This is a genomic window from Kaistia algarum (genome assembly GCF_026343945.1).
GTDB classification, from domain to species: domain Bacteria; phylum Pseudomonadota; class Alphaproteobacteria; order Rhizobiales; family Kaistiaceae; genus Kaistia; species Kaistia algarum.
On the sequence record NZ_JAPKNJ010000003.1, the window covers coordinates 760,074 to 784,580 of the forward strand.

Genomic DNA, 24,507 nt, shown 5'->3' on the forward strand with positions numbered 1-24,507 from the left:
CAGTCGCCTCGCGGGTTCCGGCGCATCTGCTCGAGCAGAGTGACTTTTCCTGCCAAGCCGGTCCCCCTCACATCCTCGTCACCCGGCCGACGACGCGGCCGATAATCCGCAGATTGTCCAGTTCCGCCCGCTCTTCCCGCCGGGCCGCCGGGTTGTCCGAAATGATCGCAACTGCGCGTGGGTCGGAAAAATGGACCTTGTTCAACCGTTTCACGCGCGGCGTACCATCGCCGTCATCGAACACATAAACCGCATCCTCGCCGAACGCGTTCTGCCCAGTGTCGACAAGCACGCGGTCGCCCGGGTCCAGCGTCCCTTTCATGGAGTCGCCGACGACTTCCATGATGACAATACTGCCGGGCCGCGCGCCAAGCTCGTGGCGCAAATAGTCCGGCGGGAATACCCATTCCGCGACGACGCGATGCCCGGTAACGATGCCTTTCGATTCGATGCCGAATTCCTGTCCGGCCATACCAAGGCCGGCGCCGGGCTTGCCGTCCAGCTCGGGCGAGGCTCCGGGGATCGCCGGCCGGTACGGCTCTGCAGGTGAAAACGCCGCGCCGCCATCGGGATCAAACTCGGGGTCCGGATCGAATTCTCGGCCGGGCGGAACGATCCGACGACCATCGGTTGATGCGCGATCATCCAGTTCCGCTATCGGCGCTTTGCGTGGCTCTTCGCCCAGGATCAACCATGCCGCCCTGACGCCGAAACGCCGGGCATACTTGGCGCCGGAATCATTATCGAAGTCCCGCGTTCCATTCTCATGATGGACATAGGTCGGCGCGGATATGCCAAGCCGCTCCGCGGCCTCAGCCGCAGTCTGAATATTCGCGCCAATGCGGGCGGCGCGGAGTCGATCGCTTTTCTCTGACATCCGGAAAGGATCGCATCGGTTGCAATACAAGGGGGATTGACCAAATTCAATCCGGATCGTATGGATAAATCCACATTGTATTGGAGCGACCCGTGACGAACGACGAAGTCAGGCAAATCCGGGAGCGGCTTGGTTGGTCTCAGAAGCGGCTCGCCGAATTTCTTGGGGTGTCGCAGCCGACCGTTTTCAGGATCGAGAACGACCAGCCAGTTCCGGGCCCGATCGAACGCTTGCTGCGTCAGGTTTCCGTGTCGGCGGAGCAAGAGGCCCGCACCTCATGACCGCGTGGCTCTCCGTCTCCGGCTACCTTGCCTTCGCGATCCGCGCCGGCGCCGTCGTCTACCTCGCAGCTCTCGCCATGGCGGTGCTGGCATGACCGCCGCCAAGTTCCGCTCCCGCGCATGGATCATCGTCATCGGCCTGCTCATCGCGTTCTGGGCCATCGTCACGCTTGTCTCGTGCGGTGTCCTATGAGCGACGGGTGGGCGATCACGCGCGGGCTCGTGCTGATCGTCATCATCTGCATCGTCGCGCTTGCTGCTGCCCATGCCAAGCGGGCCGCGCGCATCGAAGCGCCGACCATCAACGATCTCCAGCGGGGGCCATCATGATTCCCGCGTCCTCTATCGCTTCGCGTGCGACCTCCTCCCCGCGCGCGATGCCGGCGGCGCGCTGTGGTTTCCTGCCCGTGGCGCGCCGTTCCGTTTCATCGAAGTCGATGGTGGTCCGCGCTGTCGATCTTCCATCCCCCACGGTCCTTTCGTCTCCCGGCTCTTCGCCGCTGTGTCTCTCGCAAAGCCACAGTGCCAGCGAAGGGGACCAGAGTGACGGTGCATCGAACCGCGCCCACGGACAATTCAACCGCAACTACGGAGCCTGAAATGGAATGGGCGGCGACGCCTCAGGAGCTTATCGGACGAATCGACCCTGTCTCCGCTGAGGCGGGGGCTGCGAAGCGGCTGATCAATTCGGTCACGAAGGCTGTCGCGCCGTACCTCAAGGATGCGGGTCGGGACCCGATGAAGCCGAGCCGTGTCGAGGACATCTGGCGGGGCGAGGCCATACCTCGCTTTTGGGAAATGGATGCGCTTCGCCGAGCTGCTGCCAGCGATGCAATGGCCAGGGAGGCCAAGCGTGAATTCACCGAATTGGAACGACGCATCGTGCGGCTCGAGGAAGCCTTGGCTCTTCGATCTGCGGAACTGGGCGGCGCTGAAGCTGATGCGCTTCGGGAAATCAGCGGCCGTTCTGATCGCGCCTTGGATCGAGGAGGACGATGATGAGGCGCGCTAGTTTCGCCGCCGCTGCCGCCGGCTCTCTTTTGGCAGCAATGAGCATCGCCCCATCCACGCCGATCGCTGAACAGACCACGGTCGTAAGGGCCTCGCCAGCGGCCGACACACGCACGGCTCCGGCGCCGGCCGCCGCGAACGAGATCGTCAAGGCGGTTCGGCAAGCCGACCCGCTCATCTGGCGCGGCGGGGGCTCGCCGACGAAGCACAAGAACCGCCGCCCCGGCGAGCGAGCACATCGTCGCTGGCGCAAACGCCGTTCGTCAGGAAGGGCACGCCGATGACCCGGTCGATCCCCGTCCTCCTCTACGGCGAGACACCAAGGACTTCCCCGTCCTTCATCGCGCGCCTCTTGGCCGCCGCCGATGTCTCGATCGGGGATGACCTGCCCGATTTCGAGCTCCCCCGATTTCCGTGGATCCGTCGCTCCCCCGGCGATGGTCGAGGCCGCGACACGGCCGCCTGAGAGGACAAGAGCATGGCACGAGGCAGGAAGAAGGCAGCGCAGCAGGATCTCGGTCCGAAGCGGCTGCCGAGCGCTGACGAGGTCAAGAAGGCCGTCGAGGAAGCCAATCGGCAGAAGGCCCATGCCGCCGAATATTCCGGTCTCGCCGGGCAGGCGACTAAGACCTTCACGGAACGCTACGGCATCCATCGCAAGGCGTTCGGCTGGGCGACATCGCTCGAGAAAATGGATGACCAGAAGCGCCAGTCCTGCATCCGGGATTTCATGGTGCTGGCCGATCGGCTCGGGTTCTTCTCGCAGACCGACATGTTCCACGACCTGGGCGATGCCGTCGCCGACGTCATCAACGACGCCGCCATCGGCAATGATGCGGAACGCGCCGCGCGAACCGAGGAAGAACTCGAGCAGCCCATCGCGGCGATGGACACGACCGTCACCGAACGGCTGTCGGAGCAGGAGCAATGGGATTCTGCCGGCGAGGTCGCCAAGGCCAAGGAATCGATCAAGCGGAAGTCGTCGGGCAAGGCTGACCCAGCGCTCGTCGCCGACATCAACAACGCGCTGCGGCCGAACTGAGGGCAGGGCAGACAATGGCGGACAGGAGCATCCTGTGTCTCGACCTGGCGACGGTCGTCGGCGTTGCGGAGGGCCCTGTCGGAGAGCTTCCGCGCTCGACTGTCTGGCGCCTGGCCGAAGCGCCAGGCACTTCGCATGGCGAGCGCTATGCCGTGCTCTTCCGCCACCTCTGGGAGCGCACCGAAGCATTCAAGCCGGCTGCCATCTACTATGAGGCGCCGTTGCCGCCGACGCATATGCGCGGCCAGTCCAACATAGACACCGCCTCGTTCCTCATGGGGCTGCCGGCCATCGTCAAGCTGGTCGGGCAATTGCGGGGGATCTGGCGCGTCGAGCCCTGCAATGTCCAAGATGTGAGGGGTCATTTTATCGGCGGGCGGCAATTCCTTTTCCAGGGAAAGCCGGTGGTCGGGCGTCGCAATCTCGATAGCAAGGCCGCGAAGTTCTGCACCGTCGCCCGGGCCCGTGAGCTCGGCGCCTCGCCGGCCACTCATGATGAGGCCGACGCCATTGCGCTGCACTCCTATGCCTCGGCGCTGATCCGCCCGGAGACGGGCACCGCGTCGACACCGCTGTTCGCAGGAGCGGCGTGATGCAGAAGCGCTCGCTCTCCCGCCAGCTTGAATCGACCCGCACCGCGATTCGCATCGTTCACGGCGGCACCACTCCGCGTCCGTCCGAGCGGGCGATGATCGCCGAGGACCTCGAATGCGTGCTCGGCACGCTGCAATGGCTCCAGGCCAACGAGGAAATGATCCGGAAGATCAAGGCAGAACAAGGAGACGCATCATGAGTACGATTACGGACGCCATCGATCTGATCGTTGTCGAACGCGACGCGAAGGCGGCAGAGATCCAGCTGCTGACGTCGCAGGTGTCGGGCCTCGATACTGCCATCGCGGCGCTCCAGGCCATCTGCCTGCGCGGCGACAAAACCAAGCTGCCCTTCAGGCCCGCTGGTGACCAGCAGGAAGAACGCGCGGGAGAGCAGGACACGCCTGCAGCGTCGATCGGGCAAGGCGACGCGCCGGCCAGCCCTGTCGAGGGCGCACCGAAGACGATGGCCTCGATCGTCGCGGCGGTCGACACTCAGCCGGCGGCGGTCGGTGCGGTCTCGGCAGGCGAAGCGCTGGCGACCCTGATCCTCAACGACATGCCGGCGCTGATGACCCGGTTCCGTCACGGCCCGAATGCCAGGGATCTGATGCTCGAATACGGCGCCGACGGCAATCGTGTCCGCGATGCGTGCCGCCGGCTTCACAACTCGGGTCGCGCTCTGTTTGCGGTCAATGAAGAGACGGGGACCCTTCACCTCACGCCGCGCCAGCAGAAGAGCGCAGCATGACCCACTGGACCGATGACCAGATCGCCGATCTGAGGGACTATTTCGCCCTCGGCTACAAGCTGGACGAAATTCTAACGGAGACCGATCGCCCTCTCGGCGAGGTCGAAGCAAAGATGCGCGAGCTTGGGATCTGGGCTTCGGCCACATCTCCAGAGCGCGGATCGGAGAGCCGCGAGGACGGCCCGGAGTTCCGCGCTCCGGCTCCGTCGTCCGAAGCCGACGTTGGCGACGAGAAGCCCAACGGAACAGCGGCACCGCTTTCGAACCTGCCGGACGCCTTGGCGCACGGCGGAAGGACGGAGGGGGATAGCCGACCAGCGCCGGCATCTTCCTCCGTCGATGATCGCCACCACCCAGCACCGCGGGCCGCGCACCCATCGGACGGCAAGCGATGGGATGACCTGTCGCAGGATGGCCGCCTCTATCAGGTCCGCACTCTGGCCGACGGCCGGGCATCGTTCACAGAGATCGGCCGCATGCTGGGCACCAGCCGGAACGCGATCAGTGGCTTCGTCGACCGAAACCGGGACGAACTCGGCATCGCCAAGACGCAGCCGGGGAAGAACGGTGGTGGGCGGCCCAAGTCCAAGGCCGAGCCGAAGCCGAAGGCAATCCCAGCCCCTCGGAAGGCAACGACGACGCCGCCGCGCTCGCCCTCCATGGTGACGCCGCTTCCAGCCCCGAAGCTGGTCAAGCTGCCACCGGCGCCGATCGTACCTCCCGATCCTTCGGCAGTGATCGCACTCGCCGATGCCGGCGCGCTGCGCTGCCACTTCCCGCTCTGGGCTCACCATGAACCGGCGCCGAACATGGAAGACGGCAAGGCCTGCGGCATGCCGGTGCGTCCCGGCGCGCCCTACTGCGAGCATCACTTCCGGCTCACCCACCAGCCGCCCGCCGCGCGCCGGCCGTCTGAAGCGGAGGCCGCATGATGTCGGACATGCCGATCCCGCTTCCTGCCGCCAGCTTTGGTGAGCTTGCGGTCGACCTGTTTTTCGAAGCCCGCGAAAGGGCCGGCATTGTGCATCAGCTTGAGGTCTACGCCGCAAGGTGGCCGAGCTTCACCGTCAACCATACCCTCGCCGAGGCCAAAGCCGCCGCCGATCGAACCGCGCAGTTCTACCACTTCGTCAAAGCCATGATCCCTTACGAGGCGGAGATCCGGGCCATGGTTGCGGCGATGCCGGTGTCGCCCGCTCTTTCGAAGGAGAAGGCGGCATGACGATCGACGCCTATCGGCAGTTTCTCGCTGAGAAGGTGCCCCTGGCACCGTCTGATGGCATCGTCGTGTCGCTCGACGAAGTGACGGCAGAGCCGATCCTGAAGCCCCATGTTCGCGCGATCGTTCCATGGGCGCTTCGTGGCGGCCGTCGCGCGCTCTTCCTGAATTTCGGCTTGCACAAGACGCGCCTGCAGCTCGAACTCATGCGCCTTGTTCTGGCGAAGGTCGGCGGCCCCGTCCTGATCGTGATGCCGCTTGGTGTCCGCCAGGAGTTTCGCCGCGATGCCGTGGCGATCGGCGTTGCCATCAAGTTCATTCGGTCGGCGGGCGAGATCGACGCCGCCGCAATCAACATCACGAACTACGAGACGATCCGCGACGGCAAGCTTGATCCGAATCTGTTCATAGCCGTCTCGCTGGATGAAGCCGCGGTGCTGCGCTCCTACGGCTCCAAAACGTTCCAGGAGTTCCTTCCGCTCTTCGAACGGGTCCGGTTCAAATTCGTGGCGACGGCGACGCCCTCGCCGAACCGGACCAAGGAACTGATCCACTATGCCGGTTTCCTCGGAGTCATGGATACCGGCCAGGCCCTGACGCGGTTCTTCCAGCGCGATTCGGAGAGCGCCGGCAATCTGACGCTCTATCCCCACAAGGAAGAGGAATTCTGGCTCTGGGTGCATTCCTGGGCGATCTTCGTCCAGGCGCCATCCGATCTCGGTTTTTCGGACGATGGCTATGTCCTGCCGCCGGTGACCGTGAACTGGCACGAGGTCCCGGTCGACCATGCCACAGCGGCCCCGGATCGTGACGGGCAAGGGGCGCTGTTCCGCAATGCCGCCCTAGGCCTCTCCGAAGCCGCTGGCGCCAAGCGTGACAGCCTGCCGGCGAGGATCGAGAAGCTGACAGAGATCATCGCCGAGGATCCGGAAAGCCACATGTTGATCTGGCACGACCTCGAGGCGGAGCGCCGCGCGATCGAGGCAGCCGTGCCGGACGCCCTGTCTATTCACGGCTCGATGGATCTCGATATCCGCGAAGCGCGTGTGGTCGAATTCTCCGACGGCAAGTTCCGCCATTTCGCGACCAAGCCCATCCTCTCCGGCGCTGGCTGCAATTTCCAGCGCCACTGCCACCGGGCCGTCTTTCTTGGCATCGGCTTCAAGTTCCACGACTTCATTCAGGCCTTTCACCGCATCGTCCGCTTCGGCCAAGCCGAGGCGTGCACTCTCGACCTCATTTATTCCGAAGACGAACGAGAGATCCGGCGAGAGCTGGAACGTAAATGGGCTGAGCACGATCGCATGATGGCCAAGATGAGCGAGATCATCCGCGCTTACGGCCTCGACCAGTTGCCGATCGACGACGTTCTGTCACGCTCGGTCGGTGTTGCGAGGCGCGAAATCATTGGCGAGCGCTTCCGCATCGCTCACAATGATTGTGTCGATGAGGCGCGCCGGACGCCGGACAACAGCGTCCACCAGATCATCTCGTCGATCCCGTTTTCGAACCACTACGAATACACGGCCAGCTATAACGATTTTGGCCATACCGACGACAATGATCATTTCTGGCGTCAAATGGATTTTCTGACGCCGGAACTTCACCGGATCCTTCAGCCCGGACGGCTGGCCTGCATCCACGTCAAGGACAGGATTCTGTTCGGCAACGTCACCGGCGAGGGTGTCCCGACCGTCTCGCCGTTCCACGCCGAGGCGATCTTTCACTACCGCCAGCACGGCTTCCAGTATTTCGGGATGATCACGATCGTCACAGACGTCGTCAGGGAGAACAACCAAACCTATCGGCTCGGATATACCGAGATGATGAAGGACGGGACCAAGATGGGCGTTGGCTGCCCCGAATATGTCCTGCTTTTCCGCAAGCGACAGTCGGATCGGTCGAAGGGTTACGCCGATCTGCCGGTCAGGAAAACCCCGGAAGACTACAGCCTGGCGCGCTGGCAGATCGACGCGCATGCGTTCTGGCGGTCTTCGGGCGATCGGCTGTTGACCGTCGATGAACTCGCCGCGCTTGGGCCGGCGAAACTCGCCAAGTTCTTCACCGACATGTCATTGGCCGAACCTTATGACCACGAGCGTCATGTCGCTCTGGGCGAGGCGATAGAGGCCCGCCGGCCGGGCGCTCTGCCGCGGACCTTCATGGCGCTGGCGCCGGGCTCGCACGATCCCGCCGTATGGCACGACATCGTTCGGATGCGGACGCTGAACGGCAACCAGTCCAGCCGCAACGTCGAGAAGCACGTCTGCCCGTTGCAGTTCGACATCGTCGACCGGCTCATCGATCGCTATTCCAACCCGGACGAGATCGTCTACGACCCCTTCGGCGGCCTCATGACGGTGCCCTATCGCGCGATCTTGAAGGGGCGCCGGGGCGCGGCGTCCGAGCTCCACACCGACTATTTCCGGGACGGTCTCCACTATTGCCGGGAGGCAGAGGCCAAGCGGGCCGTTCCCGGTCTTTTCGACACCATAGGCGACGATATGACGGAGGCGGCGGAGTAATGCACTGCGAAGGCGAATTCGATCGCACCCATATCCCGCGCGCCGCGAAGTTCTTGTCGTGCCGTCGTGCCCTGGCGGTGCTCCTGAAGCACCACGGCTATATCCAGCCTGAAGCGGGGGCCTCGCCGCAGGCCATCATGATCCGGAACAGGATCGCGGATGCCGTCCGCCGCGTCGGGTCATCGGACGATGAGGTCCGTCATCAGCAGCGTCTCGCCGCGCGCCGAGATCGGGATCGGCTCCGTCGCGCCCGCCAGCGGATCGAGAAGGGGGCGCCGGCAACAATCGAGGATATGATCGCCACCGTTACCTCCGCCCATGGCATCGCCATCGACGATGTCATGCGGCGCCATACCTTCGCCGACAGAGATTCGCCTCAGGCCCGTGCCCTTGCCGAGATCTGTTACCGCGCCAAGGCCGCCGGTTATGCCCTGCCGGCGATCGGGAAGGCACTCGGCGGCCGGCATCACACTACGATCATCTACCAGGCATCCAGGCATTGCGCGTGTGGCGGGAGCATTCCGAATTGAATGCCCATGCCCTCCCGGAACCGCGGCCGCTGCCGCAGAACATCGAAGCCGAGCAAGCCCTGCTCGGTGCCATCCTGGTCAACAACAAGGCGTTTGATCGTGTCGCCGGGTTTCTTGAGGCGGATCACTTCATCGAGCCCCTGCATGGTCAGATCTACGACGTTGCGGCGAAGCTGATCCGCTCGGAGCGGATAGCGAACCCGGTGACGATGCGTCACTTCATGCCGCCAGACCTCGCCGTCGGCGAACTGAATGCGGCGCAATATCTGGCCCGGCTCGCGGCTGAGGCCACGACGGTCATCAACGCCGAGGATTTCGGTCGCGCCATTTATGATCTCGCCGTGAGGCGGTCGCTGATCAAGATCGGCGACGATGTCGTCAATATCGCCTATGACGCGCCGGCTGACCTCAACCCGGCCGAACAGATAGCGCGCGCCACGGGGCGCCTTGAGGCGCTGTCCGGTGTCGCCGAGAACGTCGACCCCGCGGCGGTGTCGATCACCCTCAAGGATGCTGTCGTCAAGGCGCTACAGCATGCCTCCGCGGCAGCGGCAAATGGAAACAGCGCCGCCGGCATCACGACCGGACTGGTCGATCTCGATCGCATGACTGGCGGCTTTGCGCCGGGAGATCTCATCCTGGTCGGGGGTCGGCCTTCGATGGGCAAGAGCGCGCTTGCTGGTTGCCTGGCACGGGCCGCGGCACGATCAGGCATCGGCGCCGGCATCGCATCGTTGGAAATGAGCGACGTCAGCCTGACGACGCGCATGTTGACCGACGAGGCCTTTGATCACGTCGGCTCCATCGCCTATGAACAGGTGGCGAAGGGCCATTATGGCTCGCACCTCGGCGCGATCGAGACTGCATCATTCGAGCTTGCGAAGCTTCCGGTCCTGATCCACGACCGCGGCGGACTGTCGATTACCGGCATCACGACGCTGGCGCGATCCTGGGAGCGAGCATTCAAGCGCGACGGCTGCAATCTCGGCATCCTCATCGTCGACTATCTCCAACTGGTGCGTCCAGCGGATCGCTATCGCGGCGACCGCAACAATGAGGTCAGCGAGGTTTCGGCCGGGCTCAAGGGGCTTGCCAAGTCCCTCGGCATCGCCGTCGTAGCGCTGTCGCAGCTGTCCCGGAACTGCGAGACCCGCGAAGACAAGAGGCCGATGTTGTCGGACCTCCGCGATTCCGGATCGCTGGAACAGGATGCCGACAAGGTCATCTTTCTCTATCGCGACCACTACTACCTCAAGAAGCAGAAGGCCGACACCATCGAGGATCAGGCCATGCTCGAGCACACCGAGAACCAGCTTGAGGCCATCGTCGCCAAGAACCGGATGGGGCCGACAGGCACGGTGAAGCTCTTCATCGACCTTCCCGCGTCTGCGATCCGAAATCTCAAGATCGAAAGCATGTTCTGATGAAGCGCTCCGGTCTGCCCGCGCCATTGGTCCCGCCGGAAGTCGATCTTCGCGACACGCCCCCGCCGCGCGATCTCTTCATTAGCATGGCAATGCAACAGTTCGGTCTAAGTCGCGAGGCGGCAACGGCGCTGGTCGATGATGCTCTTCAGGGGGTCAACAATGTCCATTGAAGGTCTTCCGGCACCGCTAACACCATCGGATTGCGATCTCCGCGGAATGCCGTACATGCCGGTCGATATCGTCCGTCTCTTTGACAGCGATCTATACGCACTGGCGACAGGAGATGAGTTTAAGGCCGCATTCTCACTTTGGGGACGTAGCTTTCTGCAAGTCCCCGCGGCAAGCATTCCCGACGATGACCGAATTCTCGCCCATCTCAGCGGCGCAGGGACCCGATGGAAAAAGGTTCGCGACATGGTTTTGCGGGGCTGGATTAAATGCAGCGACGGCAGGCTCTACCATCCGGTTGTCGCGGAAAAGGCTTTGGATGCGTGGGATGCAAGGAGTTCGCAGAGAGCCAGAACTGAGGCCGCTCGCGCCGCGCGCGCGGCTCAGAGACAGACCGGCGCCGCCCAACGTAACAATGTAAGCGACAGAGGCCAGACAGACGATGTGACAACGTCTGTGACAGAGCTTGTAACAGGATCCAAGGGAGAGGGAGAGTTAAGTAAAGAAGAAGAAACCTCACTTCGTTCGGTTGGCGCGCCGCAGTCGCGCTCCGACCAGAAAACGCCCGAAAAGCCGAAATCGAAGACCGGAACCCGGATTGCACCCGATTGGTCGGCCAACACGGATGATCGCGAATTTGCGCGAACTCTCGGCTTTGGCGATGTCGGGATCGACCGGGAATGCGGCAGATTCCGCGACTATTGGATCGCCAAACCGGGACGGGACGGCGTCAAGCTCGATTGGTCCGCCACCTTCCGGAACTGGTTTCGTCGAGCCGCGGAGCAGGCTGGGATTGCGCCAATTGCCGAGGTTATCCAACTCCCGACGCAAGAAGATCGAACCCGTTGGCAGGCGCGCATCTCATGGGCCCGTCGACACAAATCCTGGTCGAGAGCTTGGGGGCCATTGCCGTCGCAGCCAGGGTGCCGAGCGCCGCCTGACCTGCTGAAGCCTGACGATGGAGCAGGCTGGGCTGAAGCCGATGAAGCCGAAATGCGAAGGGAAGCGCAGTGATGGAATCGGAAGACCAAGCGATCGATCGGATCCTGTGGCAGGGCAGGCAATGGCGCGTCGTCGACGGCTTCCTGCTCGCCGATACCGAAAGCGGCGTTTACGACGTTCCGTGGGCTCGCCTTGGGCCTGCGATGCCGGGGATTCACTCGACCATCCACGCCGATTTGATCGGAAAGAGGTGGGTCGATTTCGACGATTTCTGTGCCGCCTACCGTCATGCCGTCGTCTTCGCCGGGACCGAATCCCACGACATTGACGCGATGGAAGCCGGTGCACGGCAGATCAAATCGGGTGAGCGGATATGAGCGGGTGCGAGCCAAATCGACGCTGGTACGTTGGGGTTCTCAAGCCGGGGGCCTCGCATAAGGCGCCGCCGCGGCGTGGGATCCCTGACGAATTCAAGGATGAGTCCGTCGTTGAGCGGTCGTTGCGGGAGGCAGGGCTGGAGGGCTACCTTCCTCGGATGCGCCGCGAGATCTATCTCCGGAAGAGCCGCAAATCGGTGGTGCGACGGTTTCCGCTCTTCACGGGGTACATCTTCGTCGCTCAGCCGATGCGGCGGGACGGTTCATTGGCGCAAATGCCATGGGATGTTCTGGGCGCCTGCGACGGTATCGGCAGCGTGTTGGGGAACGACGGCTGGGCGCTCGTCGTGCCGAACGGCTATGTCGAGCGAATGCAGGCGGCACAGATCGCCGGTCTCTTCGACAAGATGATCGAGCCGGTCGTGAAGGGGCGGGCGCGGAAGAAGACCGCGGCAGAACGCTTTCCGGCTGGGACGGCCGTGCGCCCAAAGGAAGGTCCGTTCGCCGGCTTCAACGGTCTCGTCGAGGACGTCACCGCACAGGGCTTGATCAAGGTCGCGATCGAGATCTTCGGGCGCGGGACGCCGGTCGAGTTCGAGGCGAAGCAGCTGGAGGCCTTGTGAATGATCGTCGCCTACATCTTGACATCTTCGATCAATTGCTCCCATATCCTGCGTCAGGATGATTCGGGTGCTCTGAGAGGACCGGCGCTGCGGCGCTGAAGCAATTCTCCGGCCTGGACCCAGGAGCCGAATGTGGCTTCCGCGATGTTGTCCTATCGACCAGATTTCAGCAGCGTAGAGCAGTCCGGTAGCTCGTCAGGTTCATACCCTGAAGGCCGGCGGTTCGAATCCGCCCGCTGCATCCAATTCCCTCCACCACCAAAGGCCGATCGCCATGTCGCTCGATTTCAGCCCGCTCGAATCGCATGTCTCCGCGCTGGAGGCGACCGCCGCCATGGTGATCGAGAAGCTGCGGGCGCCGTCGCCGCTCGTGGCCGAACTCGATGCGACCAAGGCGGATCTGGCGCAGGTCAACGAGCAACTCGCCGCAGCGCAGGCGGAGATTGCCGCGCTGGACGCCCGCGTGCAGGCCGCAGTGCAGAGCGTTGCCGACGTACTCGCTGTGGATGTCGATCCGGCGTCCGTTGAGGCCGTTGCCGCGGCTGTCACGAGTTGAGAGGGGCGCCGTTGCGCCACGGGTGAATGCCTCGCCTCGATAATCCGCGCCATGAGCGCTTCGCCCAGGCCAGGGCCAAGGGCGAGGCGGTCGGTGTCGCCTACATCACCGCCGGGTACAAGCAGCACGACAGCAACCCGACGAGGCTGGATAGCTATCCGGAAGTGGTTGCGCGCATCGCCGAAATCCAAGGGCGCGGCGCCGCACGGGCGGAGATCACGATCCAGCGCGTTCTCGAAGAACTCGCCAAGGTCGGCTTCGCCAACATGGCCGACTATATGCGGGCCGGCGCCGACGGAGATCCCTATCTCGACTTTTCCGCGCTCTCGCGGGACCAGGCGGCGGCGCTCGCCGAGGTCACGGTCGAGGATTTCAGGGATGGCCGCGGCGAGGACGCCCGCGATGTTCGCCGGGTGAAGTTCAAGCTGGCCGACAAGCTCGGCGCTCTCGAGAAGATCGGCAACCACCTCGGCATGTTCAAGAAAAAGCTTGAGGTAACCGGCGCTGACGGCGGCCCGATCGAGACGAAGGACGTATCGGCTCGTGACATCCTCGCTGATCGCCTCGCTCGCCTCGCTGCCGGAACGCGATCGGACCAGCCTGATAGCGAGCCTGACGGAAGCGCAGGCTGAAGAGCTTCTTTGGGATTGGCGAGCTTGGGCCCGGCCTGAACAACTCGCGCCACCCGGCGACTGGCAAACCTGGGCCTATGTCGCCGGGCGCGGCTCCGGTAAAACCAGGGCCGGTTCGGAATGGGTTCGGGAAAAGGTCCGCTCCGGTGCGTCCCGCATCGCCTTGATCGCGCCGACGTCCGGCGATGCCCGCGACGTCATGGTCGAGGGCAACAGCGGTCTGATGTCGGTGTGCTGGGAACATGATCGGGACCATCGCGGTGCCATCGTCGGGCGTCCGGTCTATGAGCCGTCCAAGCGCCGCGTGACATGGGCAAATGGCGCCATTGCGACGACGTTTTCGGCGGACGAGCCTGATCGTCTTCGCGGACCGCAGCACGATGCCGGATGGGCCGACGAGCTCGCCGCATGGCGCTACGGGCAAGACGCCTGGGATATGTTTCAGTTCGGCCTTCGCCTTGGTCAGCATCCGCAGGCCATGGTGACGACCACACCTCGACCGATCTCGCTCGTCCGGCAGATCCTGGCCGATGCGGTGGTGACGCGGGGCTCGACGTTCGACAACCGCGCCAATCTGGCGCCGTCCTATCTGCAGAAGATCCTGGCGCGGTTTGAAGGCACCCGTCTCGGTCGCCAAGAGCTCTACGCCGAGATCCTCGACGATGTGCCCGGCGCGCTCTGGACACGGGCCATGGTCGATGCGGCCCACGTCCGCACCGCTCCGGAAATGTCGCGCATCGTGATCAGCGTCGATCCGTCCGGGACGGGAGGCGAGGAAGACGATGGCGATTCGATCGGCATCGTCGCAGCCGGCAAGGGTGTCGATGGTATCGGCTACGTTCTTGCCGACCGAACCTGCAAGCTCTCGCCGGACGGCTGGGGGCGCCGGGCTGTAGAGGCCTACCGGGAATTTGGAGCCGACCGCATCATCGCCGAGCGCAACTTCGGTGGCGCGATGGTCCAGCACGTCATCCGCACCGTGGACAAGTCGGTCTCCTACAAGGAGGTCACGGCGTCGCGGGGCAAGATCGCCCGAGCCGAGCCGGTCGCTGCGTTGTTCGAGCAGGGTAAGGTCAAGCTCGTTGGCAAGGTCGACGAACTGGAGGACCAGCTCTGTTCGATGACATCTGAGGGCTATATCGGCAAGGGCTCGCCAGACCGAGCCGACGCGATGGTTTGGGCGATTGCCGAGCTGATGCTCGATCTCAACGCTCATGATCCGGCGACATGGATAAAGGCGTTCGCCGATGGCTGACACGAAGCGAGGCGCTATGACCAAGAAGCCGCGCCTCGCCGAAGCCAAGAAGCCGACGGGCGATTCGTTTCAGAATATCTCGGCCAGGCTCGGCATCGGCGCTGATAACCTCTCGTCGGGCTCGTCCTATTCGCTGAACCCGATCACGCGCCAGCGCGCGCAACTGGAATGGATGTATCGCGGCTCCTGGCTGATCGGAAATGCGGTCGACTGCGTCGCCGAGGACATGACGCGAGCCGGCATCGATATCTCGTCGGCGATCGAGCCCGACCAGATCAGCCTCATCTTGAAGAGGTTCGAGCGCCGCGGCATCTGGCAGGCACTGAACGACACCATCAAATGGGCGCGCCTCTATGGCGGGGCCATAGCCGTCATCCTGGTCGAGGGGCAGGACCTCGCAACCCCGCTGCGGATGGAGACCGTTGCGCGCGGCGCATTCAAGGGGTTGCTCTGCCTTGACCGATGGGTCGTCGTTCCGGCGATCGAAGAGGTGGTGGAAGAGTTTGGCCCCGATCTCGGCCGGCCAGCCTGGTACGATGTGATGATATCGGCGCCGGCTTTGCGCGGACAGCGGATCCATCACAGCCGCGTCATCAGGATCGATGGGCACGATCTGCCGTATTGGCAGCGTGTCGCCGAATACGGATGGGGCCTGTCGATCGTCGAGCGCATCTACGACCGGCTCGTCGCCTTTGACAGCACGACGCAGGGCGCCGCACAACTCGTCTACAAAGCACATCTTCGGACTGTCTCTGTTGAAGGTCTCCGCGACATCCTGGCCGCGGGTGGCCCCGCCGAAGCGGCGCTGATCAAGATGTTCGAGATGATCCGGCTGATGCAGTCCAGCGAAGGACTGACATTGCTGGATGCCAAGGACACCTTCGAGGCGCACAGCTATACGTTCGCCGGGCTGTCGGATCTGTTGCTGCAGTTCGCACAACAGCTTTCCGGCGCCCTACAGATTCCTCTCGTTCGCCTCTTCGGTCAGTCGCCGGCCGGCCTGAATGCGACCGGCGACGCGGACATCCGAAACTATTACGACCAGATCAGTGCACAGCAGGAAAGCCGGATGCGCTTCGGCGTCGAGAAGGTGCTGGAACTCACCTATCGGTCGGATATCGGCGGTGAGCCGCCGGAGGAATTGGACTTCTCCTTCAACAGCCTCTGGCAGATGTCCGAGACCGAGAAGTCCACGATCGCGGTCGGCACTACGGCGGCCACGACGCAGGCCTTTGAAGCTGGAATCGTAGATCGGCCCACCGCCATGCGTGAACTGAAGCAGTCGTCCGATGTGACCGGCATTTGGACAAATCTCACCGACGATCTGATCACGGAGGCCGAAAACGAGCCCCCGGAGCCGGGCGAGGGCGTTGATGTTGCAGAGCTACCAGCCCTTGCCGCGGCTCTCCCTGACGATGGATCGGTCGGCGTCGAAGAAGCGGCCGAATTGGAAGCGAGCCCATAAGGACGAGCAGGACTACGGGAGACGCCTTCGACGGGTTGCGGCGCACGTCGCAGACCTCGTCTCTGCCTTTGACCAGGATGACCCGCGATCGGCTGAGCGCGTCGCAGCTGCTCTCGATGGATATGCCGCCATCATCACGGGATGGGCGACGGCGACCGCGAAAGCCATGATCTCTGACGTCAGTCGTCGTGACGAGCGCATGTGGAAGGATGCATCGAAGGAGATCGGCAGGCTGCTGCGCGCCGAAATCGGCCAGTCGGAAGTCGGCCGCGCGATGAGAGCCGCGCTTGATCGGCAAACGGCCCTGATCACCAGCCTACCGACCGAAGCGGCCGATCGGGTCCGCAAGCTGACCTTGGAAGGGATAACGACGGGCCGCCGCGCCACGGACATCGCGGACGAAATCATGCGAACCGGCGAGGTCACGAAGAGCCGCGCAACCTTGATCGCCCGAACCGAGGTCAGCCGCACGGCGACGGAACTGACGAAGGCGCGTGCTGAATCGATCGGATCGACGCAGTTCATTTGGAGGACGGTCGGCGACAGCGATGTCCGGCCGACGCATCGGGTGCTGAATGGCAAGGCGTTCCGATGGGATGACCCGCCGGAATGTGATCCCGGCCATCATGCCTTGCCCGGCGCGATCTGGAATTGCCGCTGTTGGGCGGAACCGATCATCCCTGAGGACTAGGGCTTAAACGTCTGTCGCTTGGTCAGAAAGTCTTGATCCTGCTGCTGGTTGAGTTGAGCGACGACGCAGGCGTTGAGGTATGTCAGCGGGAACGGCTGGCTGATTGCCGTCTCATGGAAGTAGTCCATGCAGGTCGCCTGGCGTTCTGCCGATAGGGCCGGCCACATCACCTGCAGTTGATCGTACGCACCCTGCTCGGCGGCGATGCACTGATTGACCTCTGGGATGCCACCCCGCTTCGAACAGATCGAATCGACATCGATAGTCGGCATGTCCATCGCGGAAGCCCGATGCGAAGATCCGATGGCGAACAGAACGATGAGTGCGACGCAGACGAACGCGGCGCGCAAAAGGCCAGGGAACAGGATCGCGAGCAGTATCAGGACGAGCAGGGCGATGATCATGTGTCAGATGCCTCCGTCGGCTCTGTGAGTGCGGCAACGGCAACCCCCCGCGGGTCAGCGGCGCCGCTTTCTATTTCCTGCAGCGCGCCGCGATAGCGCTCTATCAGATCCGCAGCCTGCCCTTCGGTCGTGTCTTCCGGGCGCCAGGTCGGAACGTCCATCACCTTTGCGAGGGCGGCATTGTCCTCGTTCATTTCATCGGCGGCAAGATCGGCGAGTTCCCGCAGGTCGTCGACGATTTCAGCCGGCGTGCTTCGCAATCCGGTCAAGCGGGCCTCTCCAACACAGGATCACGACCATGGTTCTTCCCGCCTATGTCCGCAAGGGCAAGAATTCGGCCGCCGTCGGTGACTTCGGCTCGCTCGCCGTGGCCGGCAACGCCGCGATCGGCGGCTATCCGCTGCTCTCCGTCGCCACGACGATCACGGCGCGCGCCGGTGGCGGCAAAACGAATGCGACGCTGCTCGCCGCCGCGATCAATCATGTCACCGTGGTCGCCACTGCAGCAGACAGCGTCAAGCTGCCGGCTTCTGTTGCCGGCATGGTCGTCGTCGTGATCAACGGCCAGGCGTCGAATTCCATGCAGGTCTTCGGATCCGGTAGCGACACGGTCAACGACGTCGCCACCGGTACCGGCGTCGCGCAGGGTGCCGGGCTCACGGCGATCTATTTCTGCCCGGTCGCCGGCAAGTGGTACCGCACACTGAGCGCCTGATCATGACACAGGCGACCGCTGATCGCTCGCCGGTGCTCGTCGATGGGCAGATCGGCCGCACCCGTTATCTGACGCCGGAAGGCTTCCTGTTCTGCGACGGCGTCCGGATCGCTCGTGTCGGCCCGATGCTCTATCGGCATGACGAGGTGCCGGACATCGAGCCATCCGGTCCCGGCATGGTCACGATCACGCGGGACCCCGACGTTCTATTCTCCAGCGAGACGCTGGCCTCTTTCAACGGCAAGCCGGTGACCAATAACCATCCGCCGGAATTCGTGCTGCCGGCGAACTGGCGCGCCTATTCGATAGGGACCGTGCTCGATCCCCGCCGTGGCGACGGTATCGAGGCCGACTATCTGATCGCCGATCTGCTGATCACTGACAAGGACGGCATCGACGATGTCCTTGCCGGAAAGCGCGAAGTGTCATGCGGCTACGACGGGCCGCGCGAACAGGTGAAGCCTGGACTCGGACGCCAGACCAAGATCGTCGGAAATCATGTCGCCCTTGTCGAGCGTGGTCGCGCCGGCCCGGCATGCGCAATTCAGGATCAATCTCAGGAAGAGGAGCCGAAGATGGCTGCCAAGAAGAGGTCCCCATGGGATCGCATCCGGACGGCCTTCAAGGCCCAGGATGAGGCCGCTCTTGAGGAAGAGCTGCAGGCCGCGCAGGCCGAAGAGGCCGGCGATGAGCCGCAGCGCATCGTGATCGAGGTCAAACAGCCCGATCCCGTTGAGGCCAAGGCTGAAGATGAGGGCGAGACCGGGAAGGGTGAATTCCCTGAATCCCTCGACGCGCGCCTGACCAAGATCGAGCAGTCCATTGCGACGCTCGCGGAGACTGTCGGCAAGCTCGCCAAACCTCCCGTGGCCGACGAGGATCCTGCCGTCACGGAGAAGGACAAGGACAAGGACAAGCCCGACGCCACCATGGATTCGGCCACGCTCCGCGACGCCTTCGCCGATGTCCGCGCCAAGGCGGAAATCCTGTCGCCCGGTATCTCGCTGCCGACCTTCGACGCCAAGGCGAAGCCGACGTCGACACAGGATGCCATGGCGGGCCTGCGCCTCGCCACGCTGAAGGCCGCCTATGCCGATCCGAAGCGGAAGCCGCATGTCGAAGCGGCATTCGGCGGCAAGGCGATCAATTTCGACACCCTGACGGCGGATGCCGCCGAGGTGATCTTCAATGCCGCTTCCGCCATCGCGGCCGCGGCAAACAAGAGCGGACGTCCGTCCGTGGCCGATCGGACGTTCCCGCAGGGTCCGATGACCGCGGCGAAGTATGACGCCCTGATCAAGGAACGTCGCGCCTCGGCGCGCGCCGGCGCCTGAGCCCCACCAGCAACCCGAAGAGGATATCATCATGGTTGCCTATGCTACGCGGGTGCCGGCGGGTTTCGCCGGTACCGTCTCTCGAACCGACAGCTTGACGATCGAGCAGGGGATCATCGATTCCGGCACGCCCCCGACGGCCTATGGCGCCTTCACGAAGGTCGTTGCCGGCAAGATCCAGCCCCTGGCTTCCGGTGACGCCGGCACGGTCAGCAATGGCCTCGCCGTCCGCCCCTACCCGGCGCAGTCGACCACCAACGGCCTCGGTGCCGCGACGCCGCCGACGTCGGGCATCATCGACGTCCTCCGCCGTGGCTACATGTCGGTTGTCCTGAAGCTGGGCACCGCGGCCAAGGGCGGCCAGGTCTATGCCGTGACGACGGCCGGCGGCACTGTCGTCGTCGGCGACATCGTCACGGCGGCATCGCCGGCTGGCGGCGGCACCGGCGTCGCCATCACTGGCGCGTTCTTCACCGGCCCTGCGGATGCCAACGGCATCGTCGAGGTCGCCTACAACATCTAAGGCCCGGCGGGCATCGCCCCGCCGTCGTCCCCCGCCCTTGCACCCGCCCTTCGGCAAGGCGCACGGCCCGTCGAGACGACGCGCCCGGCCCCCTGATGGAGCCTTTTTCATGTCCTTCCATTCTCGCGACTTCGTGGGGTCGACGGCGCTTGTCCCGGCCCCTTATGTTCCCCGCGCCTTCACGCGGGACGCCTTCACCACCTTCGATCAGGCGACGTATGACAGCGCCGGCGCCTTCCTGATCGGCGAGCTCGAGCGCCTCGACCCGGTCATCCACGAGCCGCTGATCGCGACGACGTGGACCCGCGATATCGATCTGCGCACCGACGTCCAGATCGGCGATACCTCGTCGAGCTACACGCTCTCGACCTTCGGCGCCAATGGCGGCGTCACGCCCGGCGGTGTCGCATGGGCCGGTCGCGATACGACGACGCTGCCGCGCGCACAACTCGACATCGGCAAGATCGTCTCGCCGTTGAACATGTGGGCGATGGAAGTCGCCTATACCGTTCCAGAGTTGGAATCGGCACGTCTCACCGGCCGACCGATCGATGTCCAGATGCTGGCGGCGTTGAACCGCAAGCATCAGATGGATGCCGATCAGGTCGCCTATGTCGGCGCCACCGATATCGGCACGACCGGCCTGCTGAATTCGGCCAACGTGACCAATTCGGCCACCGTGGCCGTCGGCGCAGCCGGGTCGACGACCTGGGTCAACAAGACGCCGGACGAGATCCGCGCCGACGTCAATGAGCTGCTGATCTCGGTCTGGGCGGCATCGGGCTACACCAGCCCGCCGACCAAGCTCCTCGTGGCGCCGACCCCGTTCGGATACATCTCGACCACGGTCGCATCGTCGGCGGCCAACACGACCATCCTCGAGTTCCTGAAGGCGAACAACATCCTCACCGCTGAGAAGGGCATCCCGCTCGAGATCATGTCGGTGAAGTGGCTGGCCACGGCGAACCTTCCCAGTGCGTCGGCGGATCGCATGGTTGCCTACAGCCAGCGTCCGGAGTTCGTCCGCTTCCCGATGGTGCCGCTGCAGCCTGTCGCGCCGCAGTATCAGGGCATCTACGTCAAGGTGCCATATTTCGGGTCGCTCGGCGTCGTCGAGACCGTCTACCCGGAAACCATCGGTTACCGCGACGGCATCGGCTGATCGCCGTTCACGCGCTAACGGCCCGGCGGCGCGATGCCGCCGGGACATCCTCTGAATGGCAGGGCAACCGATGACTGCGACCGTTCAGACCTTTCTCGCGCATTTCCCCGAATTCGCCGATCAGGACGTCTTTCGCACGGAGACAATCCAGTTCTGGCTCGATCTCGCCGCGCAGATGTTGCCGGCGGATCGGTGGGGAACGGTCCTCGATACCGGCATCGAACTCTATGCCGCGCACAATGTGGCCCTCGCCGGGCCCGCCTATCGGGCCGGACAGAACGGCGGCTCGCCGGGGCAGTCCAGCGGCCCGGTCGCGTCGAAGACGGTCGATAAGGTGTCGGTCTCCTACGATACCGGAGCCGGCACTCTGGAGGGCGCCGGAGCCTGGAACCTGACGACCTATGGCGTCCGTTTTCAACAGCTGGCGCGCATGTTCGGTGCCGGCGGGATCCAGCTGTGACCGTCAAGCTGACGATCGACCGCAGCGAGGATCTGATGAAGCAGATCAAGAGCCTGACGCAGAGCCGTGTCCTGGTCGGCGTCCCGGCCGGCGAAACCGAGCGACAGGACGGCGAGCCGATCACGAATGCGGCCCTGGCCTACATCCACGACAACGGGGCGCCGGAGGCCAATATCCCGGCGCGACCTTTCATGCGGCCCGGCATCGAATCCGCAGAGGGCTCGATCGCGAACAAGATGAAGGCGGGCGCCGTCAAGACGCTTCAAGGCGACAAGGAAGCCGTCGACCAAACCATGATGGCCGTCGGCCTGATCGCGCAGTCGTCCATCAAGAGCAAGATCAACGAGGGTATCCCGCCACCGCTGGCACCGAACACCCTGGCTGATCGTCGCCGCCGGGGCCGCACCGGGGAAATCCCGCTGATCGACACCGGCCAGCTGCGGAACTCCATCAACTTCGTCGTCCGCAAGAAGTGAGGCGTCCATGCCGTTGCTTGACGTCTCCGATGTCCTCGCCGACCCGGATTTCGCCGACACGCTGGTGCTGACCCGCTCGACGCAGACCACGGGTAGCAACGGTCGCGCGACCCGGACGTCGGTGCAGAGCACGATCTCCGGCGTCGTGACATCGAACAGCGGTGATGTCCTGAAGCGGTTCCCGGATCTGGCGCGGGTCGGCGGCTCGATCCTGGTGCATACCACCGCGCGCCTTGTCGCGAGCGCCGACAATGTCGAGGCCGACGTCCTGACGTGGCGCGGCCGCGACTATACCGTTTCGGCGCTCAACGACTATTCGTCCTTTGGCGCCGGTTTTGTCGTTGCCGGCTGTGAGCTGGTGCAGTTGACATGAGCAACACCAGCGCGACGGGTGGCTATCTGGTTCCAACCGGGACGCCGCCCGGCGAAGACGATAGCCTCGCCGATGCGTTGCAGGCCGCCGTTGTCGGCATCACCGGTCTCGACGGCACTCTGGTTCGGCCGCGTTGGCAGGCCACCCCGCCACAGCAGCCCAGCGCGGCGACGTCATGGGCGGCCGTTGGCGTCGTTTTGGCGACACCCGATGCCAACGCCTATATCGCGCACGACCCGACGGGCGACGGCGCCGACAAAATGCAGCGCCACGAAACCCTTGAGGTGCTGGTCTCATTCTATGGACCGCAGGCCTCGGCCAATGCGGCCCGGCTCCGCGACGGTCTCGCGCTGGCGCAGAACCGCGACATGATCCGGACGGCGACCACGACGGCAGGGGTCGATATCGGCCTCTCCTTCATCGCCTGCGGCACGGTCATTGCCGTGCCCGATCTCGTCAACCAGCGCTGGCTTCGCCGCTGCGACCTTCCGCTGACCTTCCGCCGCCGGATCGATCGGACCTATCCGGTTCTCAACCTTCTTTCGGCTCAGGGCTCCTTCGAGGCCGAACCCGATCATTCGCAATCCTGGGAGACACCGACATGAGCGCGGGCCTTTCCGTCAACGACGTCGTCAATGTGGACATCGTCATGTCCCCTCTGGCGACGCCGTATCGCAATTTCGGCGCCGGCCTCATCGTCGGTTCGGTCAACACGATCGATACCCGCGAACGGATCCGCAGCTACGCCACCATCGCCGGTGTCGCTCAGGACTTCTCGTCGACCGATCCGGAATATCTCGCAGCGGTGCGGTTCTTCTCCCAGAGCCCGCAGCCGGATCTCCTCTATATCGGCAAATGGGCCGCCGCGGCGACGCATGGCACCCTGAAGGGCGGTGTCCTCTCCGCTGCCGAACAGGTACTCGCCAACTGGACCGCGATCACGACGGGATCGCTCAAGATCACCGTCAACGGCACGCTGAAGACGCTGACCGGCCTCGACTTCTCGGCGCAGACCAATCTGAACGGTGTTGCCACCGTAATCACTACAGCGCTCAGCGGCGCGACCGTCGTCTGGAATGCCGTCTATGGCCGCTTCGAGGTGACGAGCCCGACGACGGGCGCCTCCTCGACCCTGACCTATGCCATCGCGGCGGGCTCCGGCACCGATATCTCGGCGCAGCTCAAGCTCACCACAGGGCTCGCTTCGGCGCCGGTCGACGGCATCGCTGCCGAGACGCTCGTCACCGCCTTGCAGGCGCTCGCCAATGTGTCCGGCGACTGGTATGCCGCCATCATCGCGGCGGCGCTCCCGAGCAACTCCGATGTCCTCGCCGCTGCCGACTATATCGAGGCCAGCGCCAAGAAGCGGCTGCTCGGCATCACGGTCCAGGCCACCACGGCTATCGACGGCTCGTCGACGACCGACATCGGCTATCTGCTGAAAGTCGGTGCCTATAAGCGGTCGTTCGTCCAGTACAGCACCAGCGATCCCTATGCGGTGGCCTCGTTCTTCGGCCGCGCCGCAACTGTCGACTTCGAGGGCTCGAACACGACCCTCACGATGAAGTTCAAGACAGAGCCAGGCATCGTTGCCGAGACGATTACGGAGACGCAGGCCGCCGCGCTCAAGGCAAAGCACATCAACGTTTTCGTCAACTATGACAACGGCGCCGCCATCATCCAGGAAGGGGTGATGTCGAATGGCTACTATTTCGACGAGGTCCACGGCACCGACTGGCTCGAGAACAAGGTCCAGACCGATGTTTGGAACCTGCTCTATACCAGCCTGACGAAGATCCCGCAGACCGACGCCGGCACGCACCTCATCGTCACCACGATCGAGGCGGCGCTCGGCCAGTCCGTCACCAACGGACTCGTCGCTCCCGGCGTCTGGAATGCCGCCGGCTTCGGCCAACTGGCCCAGGGAGACACGCTGACGAAGGGCTTCTACGTCTATGCCCCGCCGGTCGCGTCGCAGGCGCAGGCCGATCGCGAGGCCCGGAAGTCGGTCCCCATTCAATGCGCGATCAAGCTCGCCGGTGCCGTCCATTCCGTCGACATCACCATCAACGTCAACCGGTAAGGGCGATAGGTC

General features: G+C 64.1%; 33 protein-coding genes and 1 tRNA gene. 30 read left to right on the forward strand and 4 right to left on the reverse strand.

Annotation, left to right across the window (positions count from 1 at the left end):
• Nucleotides 1-67: 67 nt before the first annotated feature.
• The gene (locus OSH05_RS21960; RefSeq protein WP_266352951.1) at nucleotides 68-691 is read right to left on the reverse strand and encodes a S24 family peptidase; all 624 of its coding nucleotides are present in this window, start codon (nucleotides 689-691) and stop codon (nucleotides 68-70) included.
• A gap of 278 nt (nucleotides 692-969) precedes the next feature.
• On the opposite strand from OSH05_RS21960, the gene OSH05_RS21965 reads away from it, so the two are divergent.
• The 10 genes from OSH05_RS21965 to OSH05_RS22010 all read left to right on the forward strand — a co-directional run bounded on the left by OSH05_RS21965 (nucleotide 970) and on the right by OSH05_RS22010 (nucleotide 8,299).
• Nucleotides 970-1,158 carry a helix-turn-helix domain-containing protein gene (locus OSH05_RS21965; protein ID WP_165801679.1) on the forward strand — a complete coding sequence of 63 codons (189 nt, stop codon included), beginning with the start codon at nucleotides 970-972 and terminating at the stop codon, nucleotides 1,156-1,158.
• A 189-nt stretch (nucleotides 1,159-1,347) separates the two neighbouring features.
• Nucleotides 1,348-1,488 (forward strand): hypothetical protein, encoded by a 141-nt coding sequence (locus OSH05_RS21970; protein WP_165801680.1) that lies wholly within the window; start codon nucleotides 1,348-1,350, stop codon nucleotides 1,486-1,488.
• A 270-nt stretch (nucleotides 1,489-1,758) separates the two neighbouring features.
• Nucleotides 1,759-2,157 (forward strand): hypothetical protein, encoded by a 399-nt coding sequence (locus tag OSH05_RS21975; RefSeq protein ID WP_104220615.1) that lies wholly within the window; start codon nucleotides 1,759-1,761, stop codon nucleotides 2,155-2,157.
• Between the two features lie 490 nt (nucleotides 2,158-2,647).
• Complete coding sequence (locus OSH05_RS21980; RefSeq protein WP_104220618.1) at nucleotides 2,648-3,211, forward strand: hypothetical protein; 564 nt, start codon at nucleotides 2,648-2,650, stop codon at nucleotides 3,209-3,211.
• Nucleotides 3,212-3,225: 14 nt separating this feature from the next.
• Nucleotides 3,226-3,804 (forward strand): hypothetical protein, encoded by a 579-nt coding sequence (locus tag OSH05_RS21985; protein WP_104220619.1) that lies wholly within the window; start codon nucleotides 3,226-3,228, stop codon nucleotides 3,802-3,804.
• The gene (locus OSH05_RS21990; protein WP_104220620.1) at nucleotides 3,804-4,004 is read left to right on the forward strand and encodes a hypothetical protein; all 201 of its coding nucleotides are present in this window, start codon (nucleotides 3,804-3,806) and stop codon (nucleotides 4,002-4,004) included. Before OSH05_RS21985 ends, OSH05_RS21990 begins: the two co-directional genes overlap by 1 nt.
• Nucleotides 4,001-4,555: a hypothetical protein gene (locus OSH05_RS21995; protein WP_104220621.1), complete on the forward strand. Its 555-nt coding sequence runs from the start codon at nucleotides 4,001-4,003 to the stop codon at nucleotides 4,553-4,555. Before OSH05_RS21990 ends, OSH05_RS21995 begins: the two co-directional genes overlap by 4 nt.
• A complete protein-coding gene (locus tag OSH05_RS22000) occupies nucleotides 4,552-5,487 on the forward strand; it encodes a GcrA family cell cycle regulator (protein WP_104220622.1) in 936 nt (311 codons plus the stop codon). The genes OSH05_RS21995 and OSH05_RS22000 overlap by 4 nt, the downstream gene beginning before the upstream one ends.
• The gene (locus OSH05_RS22005) at nucleotides 5,484-5,777 is read left to right on the forward strand and encodes a hypothetical protein (RefSeq protein WP_133163149.1); all 294 of its coding nucleotides are present in this window, start codon (nucleotides 5,484-5,486) and stop codon (nucleotides 5,775-5,777) included. The genes OSH05_RS22000 and OSH05_RS22005 overlap by 4 nt, the downstream gene beginning before the upstream one ends.
• Nucleotides 5,774-8,299 (forward strand): DNA methyltransferase, encoded by a 2,526-nt coding sequence (locus OSH05_RS22010; protein ID WP_104220624.1) that lies wholly within the window; start codon nucleotides 5,774-5,776, stop codon nucleotides 8,297-8,299. The genes OSH05_RS22005 and OSH05_RS22010 overlap by 4 nt, the downstream gene beginning before the upstream one ends.
• A gap of 179 nt (nucleotides 8,300-8,478) precedes the next feature.
• On the opposite strand, the gene OSH05_RS22015 is transcribed toward OSH05_RS22010, so the two are convergent.
• Nucleotides 8,479-8,766, reverse strand: a complete 288-nt coding sequence (locus tag OSH05_RS22015; protein WP_266352952.1) for a hypothetical protein — start codon at nucleotides 8,764-8,766, stop codon at nucleotides 8,479-8,481.
• Nucleotides 8,767-8,825: 59 nt separating this feature from the next.
• Here OSH05_RS22015 and OSH05_RS22020 point away from each other — a divergent pair, with 59 nt between their 5' ends.
• The 11 genes from OSH05_RS22020 to OSH05_RS22070 all read left to right on the forward strand — a co-directional run bounded on the left by OSH05_RS22020 (nucleotide 8,826) and on the right by OSH05_RS22070 (nucleotide 16,965).
• Nucleotides 8,826-10,253 (forward strand): DnaB-like helicase C-terminal domain-containing protein, encoded by a 1,428-nt coding sequence (locus OSH05_RS22020; RefSeq protein ID WP_133163150.1) that lies wholly within the window; start codon nucleotides 8,826-8,828, stop codon nucleotides 10,251-10,253.
• Nucleotides 10,253-10,426, forward strand: a complete 174-nt coding sequence (locus OSH05_RS22025; RefSeq protein WP_165801681.1) for a hypothetical protein — start codon at nucleotides 10,253-10,255, stop codon at nucleotides 10,424-10,426. The genes OSH05_RS22020 and OSH05_RS22025 overlap by 1 nt, the downstream gene beginning before the upstream one ends.
• A complete protein-coding gene (locus OSH05_RS22030) occupies nucleotides 10,416-11,438 on the forward strand; it encodes a DUF1376 domain-containing protein (RefSeq protein WP_207778802.1) in 1,023 nt (340 codons plus the stop codon). Before OSH05_RS22025 ends, OSH05_RS22030 begins: the two co-directional genes overlap by 11 nt.
• Nucleotides 11,438-11,743, forward strand: coding sequence for a hypothetical protein (locus OSH05_RS22035; RefSeq protein ID WP_104220627.1), 306 nt, complete (start codon nucleotides 11,438-11,440; stop codon nucleotides 11,741-11,743). The genes OSH05_RS22030 and OSH05_RS22035 overlap by 1 nt, the downstream gene beginning before the upstream one ends.
• Nucleotides 11,740-12,366, forward strand: coding sequence for a transcription termination/antitermination protein NusG (gene nusG / locus OSH05_RS22040; protein ID WP_323181481.1), 627 nt, complete (start codon nucleotides 11,740-11,742; stop codon nucleotides 12,364-12,366). Before OSH05_RS22035 ends, nusG begins: the two co-directional genes overlap by 4 nt.
• A gap of 168 nt (nucleotides 12,367-12,534) precedes the next feature.
• Nucleotides 12,535-12,611: transfer RNA gene (locus OSH05_RS22045), tRNA-Met, on the forward strand.
• 29 nt (nucleotides 12,612-12,640) lie between these two features.
• Nucleotides 12,641-12,922 (forward strand): hypothetical protein, encoded by a 282-nt coding sequence (locus OSH05_RS22050; protein ID WP_104220629.1) that lies wholly within the window; start codon nucleotides 12,641-12,643, stop codon nucleotides 12,920-12,922.
• 26 nt (nucleotides 12,923-12,948) lie between these two features.
• Nucleotides 12,949-13,554, forward strand: coding sequence for a terminase small subunit (locus OSH05_RS22055; protein ID WP_104220630.1), 606 nt, complete (start codon nucleotides 12,949-12,951; stop codon nucleotides 13,552-13,554).
• On the forward strand, nucleotides 13,466-14,809 hold the full coding sequence (locus OSH05_RS22060) for a DNA-packaging protein (RefSeq protein WP_266352955.1): 1,344 nt from the start codon (nucleotides 13,466-13,468) through the stop codon (nucleotides 14,807-14,809). Before OSH05_RS22055 ends, OSH05_RS22060 begins: the two co-directional genes overlap by 89 nt.
• Before the next feature lie 16 nt (nucleotides 14,810-14,825).
• Nucleotides 14,826-16,274, forward strand: coding sequence for a DUF1073 domain-containing protein (locus tag OSH05_RS22065; RefSeq protein WP_266352957.1), 1,449 nt, complete (start codon nucleotides 14,826-14,828; stop codon nucleotides 16,272-16,274).
• A 166-nt stretch (nucleotides 16,275-16,440) separates the two neighbouring features.
• On the forward strand, nucleotides 16,441-16,965 hold the full coding sequence (locus OSH05_RS22070; protein WP_266352958.1) for a phage head morphogenesis protein: 525 nt from the start codon (nucleotides 16,441-16,443) through the stop codon (nucleotides 16,963-16,965).
• On the opposite strand, the gene OSH05_RS22075 is transcribed toward OSH05_RS22070, so the two are convergent.
• On the reverse strand, nucleotides 16,962-17,369 hold the full coding sequence (locus tag OSH05_RS22075) for a hypothetical protein (protein WP_104220633.1): 408 nt from the start codon (nucleotides 17,367-17,369) through the stop codon (nucleotides 16,962-16,964). The genes OSH05_RS22070 and OSH05_RS22075 overlap by 4 nt on opposite strands.
• Nucleotides 17,366-17,638: a hypothetical protein gene (locus tag OSH05_RS22080; protein ID WP_104220634.1), complete on the reverse strand. Its 273-nt coding sequence runs from the start codon at nucleotides 17,636-17,638 to the stop codon at nucleotides 17,366-17,368. The genes OSH05_RS22075 and OSH05_RS22080 overlap by 4 nt, the downstream gene beginning before the upstream one ends.
• A 29-nt stretch (nucleotides 17,639-17,667) precedes the next feature.
• On the opposite strand from OSH05_RS22080, the gene OSH05_RS22085 reads away from it, so the two are divergent.
• From OSH05_RS22085 to OSH05_RS22125, 9 genes are all read left to right on the forward strand, one after another.
• Nucleotides 17,668-18,084 (forward strand): hypothetical protein, encoded by a 417-nt coding sequence (locus OSH05_RS22085; RefSeq protein WP_104220635.1) that lies wholly within the window; start codon nucleotides 17,668-17,670, stop codon nucleotides 18,082-18,084.
• A 2-nt stretch (nucleotides 18,085-18,086) separates the two neighbouring features.
• A complete protein-coding gene (locus OSH05_RS22090) occupies nucleotides 18,087-19,418 on the forward strand; it encodes a DUF2213 domain-containing protein (protein WP_104220636.1) in 1,332 nt (443 codons plus the stop codon).
• 31 nt (nucleotides 19,419-19,449) lie between these two features.
• Nucleotides 19,450-19,941 (forward strand): structural cement protein Gp24, encoded by a 492-nt coding sequence (locus OSH05_RS22095; RefSeq protein WP_104220637.1) that lies wholly within the window; start codon nucleotides 19,450-19,452, stop codon nucleotides 19,939-19,941.
• A 109-nt stretch (nucleotides 19,942-20,050) separates the two neighbouring features.
• Nucleotides 20,051-21,103 carry a DUF2184 domain-containing protein gene (locus tag OSH05_RS22100; RefSeq protein WP_104220638.1) on the forward strand — a complete coding sequence of 351 codons (1,053 nt, stop codon included), beginning with the start codon at nucleotides 20,051-20,053 and terminating at the stop codon, nucleotides 21,101-21,103.
• Between the two features lie 70 nt (nucleotides 21,104-21,173).
• Nucleotides 21,174-21,563 carry a DUF4054 domain-containing protein gene (locus OSH05_RS22105; RefSeq protein WP_104220639.1) on the forward strand — a complete coding sequence of 130 codons (390 nt, stop codon included), beginning with the start codon at nucleotides 21,174-21,176 and terminating at the stop codon, nucleotides 21,561-21,563.
• On the forward strand, nucleotides 21,560-22,039 hold the full coding sequence (locus OSH05_RS22110; RefSeq protein WP_104220640.1) for a phage virion morphogenesis protein: 480 nt from the start codon (nucleotides 21,560-21,562) through the stop codon (nucleotides 22,037-22,039). The genes OSH05_RS22105 and OSH05_RS22110 overlap by 4 nt, the downstream gene beginning before the upstream one ends.
• A gap of 7 nt (nucleotides 22,040-22,046) precedes the next feature.
• Nucleotides 22,047-22,412, forward strand: a complete 366-nt coding sequence (locus tag OSH05_RS22115) for a hypothetical protein (RefSeq protein ID WP_104220641.1) — start codon at nucleotides 22,047-22,049, stop codon at nucleotides 22,410-22,412.
• The gene (locus tag OSH05_RS22120; RefSeq protein ID WP_104220642.1) at nucleotides 22,409-23,017 is read left to right on the forward strand and encodes a phage neck terminator protein; all 609 of its coding nucleotides are present in this window, start codon (nucleotides 22,409-22,411) and stop codon (nucleotides 23,015-23,017) included. The genes OSH05_RS22115 and OSH05_RS22120 overlap by 4 nt, the downstream gene beginning before the upstream one ends.
• On the forward strand, nucleotides 23,014-24,495 hold the full coding sequence (locus OSH05_RS22125; RefSeq protein ID WP_104220643.1) for a DUF3383 domain-containing protein: 1,482 nt from the start codon (nucleotides 23,014-23,016) through the stop codon (nucleotides 24,493-24,495). Before OSH05_RS22120 ends, OSH05_RS22125 begins: the two co-directional genes overlap by 4 nt.
• Nucleotides 24,496-24,507 lie beyond the last annotated feature (12 nt).